Source organism: Streptomyces sp. NPDC037301, from assembly GCF_055602785.1.
On record NZ_JBVJWD010000098.1, the window covers coordinates 5163 to 13726 of the forward strand.

Sequence of the window (8564 nt, forward strand, 5' to 3'; positions counted from 1 at the left end):
TGAAGGCGCGGACGAGTGGGATGCAGGATGGTACCCTGCCCCCCCCCCCCCCCCCCCCCGCCCCCCCCATCCCCCCCCCCCCCCCCCCCCCCCCCCCCCGGCCCCCTCTTTTCTTTCAGCTCGGCACTGCGATCCGTGCGGTGGCTCGGGAACCCGAGACCTCCACCAGCCGGTCGCACGGCGGGAGTTCGCCGCCGATGCCCGTCAGGAGCCAGCACGTGCGGTCCCGGGAGAGCCCGGTGAACAGTTCGGCCAGCTGGGGGTCGGCGTCGAACGGATCCGTACCGGCCGTCGCGTCCACCACCACCAGGGAAGGATCGCCGGACAGGGCACGCAACAACGCCAGCCGCCAGCGGTCCTCCGAGGAGAGCGGCTCGGTCAACGGCTTGGTCCGCGACTCGGTCAGCGGCTCGGTCAGCGGCTCGGAAGCGGTGTCCTCCGCAGCCACCGCGGCGCGCAGCCGGTTCAGCCCGTCCTGTACACCGGGCCGGTCCGCCAGCCGGTCGGGGAAGGAGTCGACCAGCCGGCCCGCCTCCTCCCGCGTGTGCCTCGAGTCCTGCGGGCAGACCCGGGCGATGTGCCGCTCCACGACGGACGGGGCGAGGGCGGTGACGTCCACTCCGCCGATGCGCACCTGTCCGGACGTCGGCGTGACGTCGCCGGTCAGCAGGTCGCCGAGCAGCAGCCGGGTGCCGTCGGGGGTTCCGACGAGCGCCGTGGTCGTGCCGCCCGGGATCTCGAACGAGACCGTGTCGAGCACGGTCGTGCCCTCCACCCGCAGGCTGACGCCGTCGAAGACGAGGTCGGTGCTGTCGGGCCAGTCGGCGCCCGGCCGGACCTCCTGCGACCCGGACTCCTCGGTGTCCAGCAACTTGCCGATGGTGGCCATCACTTCACGTGCGTTCATGACGGTGCTGGTCAGCAGGACGGCTTCCATCATGGGCCGGTACGTGAGTACCGACAGCACGATCAGTGCGACGCCCCTGGTTCCCGAGAGCCCGTCGCCGGAGACGGCCGCCGCGCAGGCGCCGACAGCGGCGCACGCGGCGAGTTCGACCGCCCGCCACAGCAGCACCTCGCCGGTGGCGGTCGGCAGGAAGCCGCCCGAGTGCCCCGCACCCTGCTGCTCGTAACTCCTGCGGAGCCACTCCGCCCCGTCGGGCTCCTCGCTGCGGGACAGCAGCCGGACCACGAGGAGGGAGCACAGCGCCAGCACGATCAGCCCCGCCGCCAGCGTCAGGGCGATCTTCAGGTTGACGAAGGCGCTGATGACGATCACGGTCAGCGGTGTGGCGGCCGCGGCCACCACCGGCCGCATGACGTGTGCGGGAAGTCCCATCAGGACCACGACCGCGGTGCCGTCGAGCGCGGCCAGCCGGTCGGAACGGCCCACTCCGAGGGTGCGGTTGGGCAGTTTCGCCGTGTGCTCGGCGACCTCCCTGTGCAGGGTGGTCACCAGTTTGGCGCCCAGCTCGTTGCCGAGGGGCACGCTGCGGTAGTGAAGTACCGCGTACACCAGGCTGACGGCCGCGAGAGCGGCAATCCAGGCCCAGGGCGCTGCCGCACCGGGGGTGAGCAGGTCCTCCGTGATGGGCACCACGAAGGTGAAGGCGACGCCCTGGACGACGGCGCCCAGGAGCAGGAACAGGCACAGCGAAGTCAGTCCCTGTTTCCCCGAGATCTGCAAGAAGCGAGCGAGTACGGCCCTCATCGGGGCACCTCCTGAGACGCGGGGGACCCTGCGGACCCGGTGGACAGGGCCACGGGGTCCGCAGCACGGCGCGGCCCCCCGACGGGGTCGAGCAATCCGACGGGGTCGAGCAGCCCGGCGTACGGGCTGCCGGGACCGGTCAGCTCCTCGTGGGTGCCCGATGCCACCACCTTCCCGGCTTCGGTCACCACGATCCCGCCGTCGACGACCGCGGGCGGCCCGGTGGCGACGACCACCACGGCCGCGCGGCCGCGCAGTTCGGCGACCGCTGCCCGGACGGTGTCCGGGCAGCCGGGGAAGGCCCGCTCGTCGAGCAGGACGACCTCGCGGTCCGCGGCAAGCAGCCGGGCGAGCGCGAGCCGCTGGAGCTCGGGGTACGACTGCGGCGCCTCGGAGCCCACGATCGCGTCGTAGCCCCGGGGCAGCGCGGCGATCGTGTCGTGGCAGCCGGCGGTGCGCGCGACGCGTTCGGCCTCCGCGGTGCTGCCGTCCGTGCGGTCGGCGGTGATGTACGCGCCGATGGGGCCGATCACGACGGCCGGGTCGGCCTCCACCGCGGCGAGCCGCTCCGCGGGCGTATCGGCGAGCAGCCGGTCGATTACCGAGTCCGCGCCCGCGTCGGTGGTGGCGACGACGGTCAGCACCCCGCGCTCGGGCAGCTCCAGGGCGGGGCTCGGGGCCGGCTCGGCCTCCGGGGCCACGCCGTCTGCGGTGTCGGGTGTTCCCGCGCCGTCTGCGGTGCCGGACGTGCCCGCCTCGCTGGCGGAGCCCGCCGGGGCCGCCGCGGGCGGCACGCTCCCGGACGCGAACTGGCCCAGACGTGCCGCAGCCTTCTTGCCCTCCCCCACTTCTTCAACGAAGTAGGTGATGGCCAGCAGGGGTGCGGCCAGTCCCGCGCCCACCAGCAGGAACGGGATCAGGTCGGCGGGGGCCAGCCACTCCGAGCGGGTCAGCAGGGCTCCCCCGCACAGTACGAAGACGAGCACGGTCAGCGGCGAGAAGGCGATCTCGGCCAGCGCCCGGCCGCCCAGCAGCGAGCCGATGCGGACCCGGAAGAACTCGCTGAACTCATCGGTGACGTCGGCCAGTCGGGCGGCGGAGCGCCGGGTGGCGGCGGCGGTGTGGGCCCGCGTGCCGACCGGGCTGATGCGGCGCGGCAGGCCCACGGTGGGGCGTACCGCGTCGATGCCTCCGATGCTCACCGCGTAGTCGGTCGCCATCTCGCGGAAGAAGCGCGCGGAGATGAAGCCGAAGACGGCGAAGCCGATCAGGATCGGAGCCAGGGTGATGAGTGCCATCAGCCAGTCGACCCAGAACAGATAGCCGATCGACAGGAGGAACACCAGGCCCGCCGACAGGAGTTCCGATCCCGCCCGGCCCACGGTGACGCCCATGGAGACGATGTCACGGCCCAGTGTGGTGCCGTGCTCCTTCCAGGCGGCGTGCAGCGGCCGGGCCGCGCGGGCGCCGCGCAGCCTGCTGGTGACCGCGAAAAGCAGTGCGTCCTGGGTGCGCGCCCCCGCCTCCTTGCTCAGGACACGGCCCACCAGCTGGGCCACAAACCCGACGACTGCCGCGGCGGCGACCACGAGGACGAGCCGGCCGATCCTGCCGCCGTCGGGGTCGCCGTCGAGCAGTTCCCGGCACACCTCGATGACGGCGAGGACGGGGCTGACCGTGGCCACCGCCCCGGCCGCTTCCAGGGCGAGCGCCGTACGGGTGCGCCAGACGATTCCGGTCGGTGCGCTCATCGCTTCGTGACCAGGTAATCGCCGAGGACCAGGAAGTCGATGTCGGTGCCGAGGAAGCACTCGACCGCGTCCTTCGGGGAGTTGACAACCGGCTCGCCCGCGACGTTGAAGGAGGTGTTGACCAGGCACGGCACATCGGTGCGCGCGGTGAATTCGCGCAGCAGCCCGGCCAGCCGGGGGTTGCTGTCGTCCGTCACGGTCTGGATGCGCGAGGTGGCGTCGACATGCGTGGCAGCCGCGATGGTCTGCGTGTACTCGGGCTTCACCGGGAACACGAAGGTCATGTACGGCGAGCGCTCCTTCTTGCCCATCTCGAAGACCTTGGGCGCGTTCTCTTCCAGGACGATCGGGGCGAACGGGCGGAACGGCTCGCGGTGCTTGACGCGGGTGTTGATGATGTCCTTCATGTCCGCGTGGGACGGGTTGGCCAGGATGGAGCGGTTGCCGAGCGCGCGCGGGCCGTACTCGGTGCGGCCCTGGAACCAGCCGATGACGGTCTTGCCGCTGAGCAGTTCGGCGGTCTTCGCGACGATCGCGCCGTCGGCGTGCTCCTCCCAGGTGACGCGATCGGTGTAGGCGTCCAGAGTGGCGAGGATCTCCTCGGCGGTGTACTCGGGGCCGAGGTAGGGCGTCTTCACGGGCACGAGCGGGACGTTCTTCTCGCGGACGACGTGGGCTGCGGCGCCAATGGAGACACCTGGGTCGCTGGCGCCGAAGCTGACCTCGGCGCGCTCGAACGGCAGGTCTTCCAGGAGCTTGGTGTTGTTGACGCAGTTGAGCGCCACACCGCCCTCGTAGATGAGGTCGCGCAGGTCGGTGACGTCGGCGAGGGCGCGCAGCTGGTGCGCGGTGACCACTTCGAGGGCCTGCTGGGCGGCGCTCGCGACCCGGACCTGGAACTCGAACTCACCGCGGTTGTCGTCGTTGCCGCCGAAGATCTCGTCGAAGAGGGGGAGGTAGGCGCGGGGGCCGCGCGGGTCGTTGGCCAGGGCCAGCGAGTAGCGCCCGGGGCCGTCGAAGGTGACGACGTGGTTCAGGATCGGGTTGTCCTCCTGCACCGGCGGCTCGCCGAACCCGCCGAGGCCCATGACCTTGTACTCGTCGTTGTTCGGGGTGAAACCGAGGTATCGCGTGATCTCGGCGAAGAGCTGGGCGATCGAGTTCTGGGAGTCGATCGTGAACTGCTCGAAAACCTTCACCTCGCCGTCGCGGACCTCGCCCATGATGGCGCTGTCCGCCTCGCCCTGGCCGTCGCTGATGATGAAAGCGGCGTCGTCGAAGCCGGCGAAGGTGCGGCCGCAGGCGAGGTGTGCCCGGTGGTGCGGGACTGGGACGAGCTTGTCCTCGGCCAGCTCGTACCCGGTGTTGCGGGCGAAGTCCTCGAGGATCGCGTTCTTGCCGAGCATGCCGGTGTAGAGCTCGCCGAAGCCGGAGATGGCCTGGAACTTGTACTCGGGAGGTATCGGCGCACCGGCGATCTTGGAGATGGCGGTGTCGGCGAACTCCGGGCTGAACCGCCAGCCGAAGGCGTAGTAGTCGACGTCGGCGAAGTCGAGCCCCGCCTGGTCGAGGACCCAGCGCATGGCGTTGATCGGGAAGGCGGTGGTCTTCTTGTGGCGGTTCATGCGCTCTTCCTCGACGGCGGCGACCAGCTTGCCGTCGACGAACAGGGACGCGGCCGCGTCGTGACCGAGGAAGCTGTGCCGATCGACGCTGTCCTGCGTATAGCCGTAGAGCTTGCCGAAGAGCTCGCCGGCGCGGGAGAAACCGTTGTAGCCAAGAACTATCACTGCGCTGTCTCCTCTGGAACACGGGTCTCTGTGAGCCGCGGTTGTCATGTTGTGGCCGGTAAGAGTGGCCGGTAGATATGAGGGGGGGCAGAACTGCCTTCTGCCCCGCGGTGGTTCAGATGTCCCGTTCCGCGAGCCATCCGCGGATCGCGGCGGTGGTCGCGGCGATGTTCTCCTCCATGAGCGTGAAGTGGTCGCCCGGTGTGGTGACCAGCGTGTGCGGAAGGGACCAGGCGGCCCGCCAGCCGTCATCGTCGAAGCCGTCGGCCTGGTACGGCAGGGGCTTCTCGGCGCGCACCAAGAGCGTCGGAGCCTTGATCTCGACGATCGCGCACTCGTCCATCAGCGTGTGGTAATGCCCCATCGCGCTGAGGCGTACGCCGCTCAACGCGCCTCTGCCGAAGAGGTGTTCGCGGGCGAAGAGGCCCTCCAGCATGGCCCGGCTCAGGTCGGCGGAGAACTGCGTACCGGCTTGGAAGGTGTCCAGGACGACGGTGCCCGAGGGGGCGAGCCCCTCCCGCTCCGCCTGCGCGGCAAGGGCGTGGCCGATCAGCCCGCCCGCGGAGTGCCCGAGGAGCACGAAGGGCCGCGAGCCCACGGCCGAGCGCAGTGCCTCGACCTGGAGGCCGAGGAACGCCTCGAACGACTCCGGCACCAACTCACCTTCCCTGAAGCCTGGGTTGACCAGCACCATCACATCACGTTCGCCCTGGATCTGCTGGGCGAGTCCGACGTACTGGAGAGGTCCCGCGGTCGCCGTGATGGCCGGGACGCAGACGAGAGCCGCGCGGTCCGCGTCGCCCCTGGCGAGACGGATGGGCTCCTGCAGGTGCTCCGCCGCGCTCTCGTAGCCGAAGGCGGCCCGCAGTCGGCCTGCGGCCTGGATGAGGTCCATGCCGGTCGAGCCCGCCCTGCCGAGGGCGTAGGACTGGCGGTAAAGGGCCTCCAGGCTGTCGAACGGCGAGGCGGGGGCGGTGGCGGCCGTGCCGGTGGTGCCCGCGTCGCCGGGCTCGGGCGCGGTGCCGATGAGGTCGACGAGGTTCGCGGCGAGGAGCGCCGTGGTCGGGTGCTCGAACAGCGTGGCCGCGGCGAGCTCCAGGCGTAGGAGGGAGCCGAGCCTGGCGCGCATGTCGATGCCCGCCATCGAGTCCACGCCCAGGTCGAGGAACTCGGCGTCCACGTCGATGACTTCGGCGTCGCCGTGCCCGAGGACCGCGGCGAGCTCGGTACGGACGAGGTCCTCGACGAGGCGGGCCCGCTGGTCGGGCTCGGCAGCGAGGACCCGCGCGACGGCGCCCTGCCCCGACTGCGCGGGGCGGGCGGCGGGCCGCCGGGCGGGCGCCTGCGGGGTGGGGGCCTCGGCGTCCCGGGCACGCCGGAAGCCGGCGGTGGGCACCGCCCGAAGAGTCAGCTCGCGGGCCTCGGCGACCGGCCGCCCCGTGGTGTCGGCCAGGTGCAGGCCGAGCGCGCCGTCTCCCGCGTCGGACAGCCGTACGCGAAGGCTCGTGGTGCCGGTGGCGTCAAGGACCCGTACCCCGCCCCAGGCGGCGGACAGCCACACCTGTGTGCCGTCCGCGTCCGTGTCCGTTGGCTGCTCGGCGATGCGCGCGTGCAGCGCGGCGTCGAGCAGGGCCGGGTGCAGGCCGCCGAAGCCGTGCCCCGCGGCAAAGGCCTCGTCGGGCAGCGCCACCTCCGCGAGGATGTCGGTGCCGCTGCGCCAGGCGGAGCGCAGACCGCGGAAGGCAGGCCCGTGGACGTGGCCCCGCTCCTCCAACGCGGCGTAGAGGGAGGCGGGTTCGAGAGCCTGGGCGCCGGGCGGCGGCCAGGCGCCGGACAGCGCGCGGAACTCCGAGGCATCCACGGGGGTCCGCAGGACCGGCGCGACGACGGCGCGGGCGTGGCGCGCCCACTCCCCCGCCTCCTCGCCGGTCGCGGGTTCGGGCCTGGAGTGCACGGTCAGAGCACGCAGGCCCGCCTCGTCCGCCGCACCGACCTGGACCTGGACGTGCACGGCGGCGTTCGGGTCAAGGACCAGCGGTGCTTCCAGGGCGAGTTCGGCCACCTGGGCACAGCCGAGCCTGCCTCCCGCGTACAGCGCCCAGTCGAGCAGGACGCTGCCGGGAAGCACGACGGTGTCCGCGACCGCGTGGTCGGCGAGCCAGGGGTGGGTGGCCTGCGCGAGCCTTCCGGTGAGCAGGGCCGTGTCGCTCTCCGCGGGCTCGACCGCGCCGGCGAGGAGCGGGTGGTCGGCGGCCGTGAGCCCCACGGTGCCCGCGTCGCCCGCGGGCGTGGAGACGTCTAGCCAGTAACGCTGGTGCTGGAAGGCGTACGTGGGTACGTCGGCGGGGTGCGCCGACAAGTCGAGCAGGGCCGCCCAGTCGATGGTGCCGCCGCGCGCCCACAGTGCTGCGGCGGTCGACAGCAGTGCGGGGCGCACCTCCTGGCCTTGCCGCAGGGCGGCAGTGACCAGGACGTCGGGGCCTTCGGCCCCGGTGGCCTCCTCGACGGCGGTGGTCGTCTCCGGGGAGACGAGGGCGCCCAGCTCGACGACGGCCTCGACGCCGTCGCCGAGGAGCGCCTTCACTGCGGCGTCAGGGCCGGCCGGCTCGCGCAGGGTGCGGTGCCAGTGCTCGGCGTCCAGGTCGCCGGCGGCGAGGCGTGCCCCGGTGACCGCCGAGTACATCCGTACGCGTCCGTCGCCCGCGGCGACCTGGGCCGCCAGTGCCCTCAACTGCTCGTGCAGGGAGTTGGCTTGGGGGATGCGGGCCACCGCGTCGTCATCGTTCTCGTGCTTGTGCTCGGCGAGCAGGCGGCCTTGTCCGGCGGCGAGCAGCGCGCCGTCGGTGAGGGACAGGACGCCGGCGAAGCAGGCTGCGGCGATCTCGCCGCCGCCGAAGCCGACGACGGCGGCCGGGGTGATGCCGGCGGCCGACCACATCTCGGCGAGCGACACCGTGGCCGCCCACAGGGCGGGGCGGGCGACGGCCGGGTCGGCGAGCCTGCCGGGTTCGTCGCGCAGGACGTCGAGGAGGGCGAAGTCGGTGTGCAGGGCCAGGGCGGCGGCGCACTCGGCCATGGCGGAAGCGAACACCGGTGAGGCGTAGAGGAGTTCGCGTGCTGCGTCGGCCAGCCCTTCGGCCCGGTCGGGGAAGACGAACGCGGTCCTCAGCGGCCCGCGAGCCACGCCGCGCGCGGCGGCGTCATCGGGAACATCCCCGTCCGCGAGGGTGTCGAGGGCCGTGGTGAAGCCTGTGGCGTCCTCCGCGAGGACGACGGCACGGTACTCGAAGGCGGTACGGGCGGTGGCCAGCG

General features: G+C 72.4%; 4 protein-coding genes. All 4 read right to left on the bottom strand.

Going from position 1 to position 8564, the window contains the following annotated elements:
- Window positions 1-115: 115 nt before the first annotated feature.
- Window positions 116-1711, bottom strand: a complete 1596-nt coding sequence (locus ACZ7IB_RS47275) for an ATP-binding cassette domain-containing protein (RefSeq protein ID WP_470921419.1) — start codon at window positions 1709-1711, stop codon at window positions 116-118.
- Complete coding sequence (locus tag ACZ7IB_RS47280; protein ID WP_470921421.1) at window positions 1708-3462, bottom strand: ABC transporter ATP-binding protein; 1755 nt, start codon at window positions 3460-3462, stop codon at window positions 1708-1710. The genes ACZ7IB_RS47275 and ACZ7IB_RS47280 overlap by 4 nt, the downstream gene beginning before the upstream one ends.
- Window positions 3459-5252 carry a carbamoyltransferase family protein gene (locus ACZ7IB_RS47285; protein ID WP_470921422.1) on the bottom strand — a complete coding sequence of 598 codons (1794 nt, stop codon included), beginning with the start codon at window positions 5250-5252 and terminating at the stop codon, window positions 3459-3461. Before ACZ7IB_RS47285 ends, ACZ7IB_RS47280 begins: the two co-directional genes overlap by 4 nt.
- A gap of 115 nt (window positions 5253-5367) precedes the next feature.
- Window positions 5368-8564: acyltransferase domain-containing protein (locus tag ACZ7IB_RS47290; RefSeq protein WP_470921424.1), on the bottom strand; the 3197-nt coding region annotated here is incomplete at its 5' end.